Consider the following 952-nt stretch of genomic DNA (forward strand, 5'->3'; position numbering starts at 1 on the left):
CAGGCGTCGGTCACGATCACCGGCTGACCGTCGAGGGTGACGATCTCGCCTGCGAGGGTGAGGTAAGGGGTGTCGGGAAAGGGGATGGGCAGCGCGTCGCGGATCTTCACGGCGCCGTAATAGAGCAGCTGCGGCCCGGCGGCGGTGCGGTGCCACAGGTTGTAGAGATAGGAGCGGTTCAGAGCGAGCGGCGCGAGGTCTGCGGGCGCGAGGCGCAGGGTGAGCGCACCGTACGAGGCCACCAGATGGGGCGGGCCGGTGAGGGTCACATCGGGGGGCAGATCGGGCCCGGCGGCGAGGGTCAGGGCGAAGATCCCGGCTGTGTTGCCGATCTCGCCCAGAGGCTGGCGCCGGGCGGTGGGAGACGCGGTCATGGTGCGGTCTCCGTTTCTGTGGTCTCCGTTTCTCTGGTAGCTGGCGTGCCACGCTCGGCTGTCAGTGATCTTCGTGCCTGTCACCGGACAGCGGGGTACTTTACCCCTGTCCATGAGAGGAGCACGCCATGGGACAGCATCGACGGAAATACACGGATGAGTTCAAGGGTGAGATGCGCTGTGCGCCACTGGTTCAAGCACCGCATCGAACGCGGTTGAGCGGCTTTATGAGCCAGGCGCGACGCAGGGCAGCGTTGCGAGAGAGCTGGGGACCACCGGCACGCAGCTGAAGACCTGGCGGCTGGAGATCGAGGCCTTCGGCTCGATGGAAGCGAAACACCGCCAGAAGGCCGATGCCGCCGAGCTGGAGCGGCTGCGCAAGGAGAACAAGCGGCTGGCAGAGAAGAACGAGATCTTGCAAATGGGTGAGCAGGCGAACGCCACCGGTCCGAGTGCGCCTGCGAACGATTTTTTCGCGTCTCGGGCGGTGAAGTGAGGGCATGAGCGCCACTGGTCCGAGCGACTGCCCGAACGATGAACAAGCGCGCTTTCATCACTGCCCACAAAGCTCAGTTCGA

The 952-nt window shown here is 65.2% G+C and carries 2 protein-coding genes; one reads left to right on the forward strand and one right to left on the reverse strand.

All coding sequences use genetic code 11. The features are described from left to right. Positions 1-374, reverse strand: a 374-nt coding sequence (locus FEV53_RS20320; protein ID WP_142836414.1) for a hypothetical protein, incomplete at its 3' end; no start/stop codon positions are given. A gap of 265 nt (positions 375-639) precedes the next feature. Here FEV53_RS20320 and FEV53_RS20325 point away from each other — a divergent pair. Continuing rightward, positions 640-870, forward strand: a complete 231-nt coding sequence (locus tag FEV53_RS20325; protein ID WP_246100955.1) for a hypothetical protein — start codon at positions 640-642, stop codon at positions 868-870. Positions 871-952: the final 82 nt, after the last annotated feature.

Origin of the sequence: Palleronia caenipelagi (assembly GCF_007004065.1) — a bacterium.
GTDB classification, from domain to species: domain Bacteria; phylum Pseudomonadota; class Alphaproteobacteria; order Rhodobacterales; family Rhodobacteraceae; genus Palleronia; species Palleronia caenipelagi.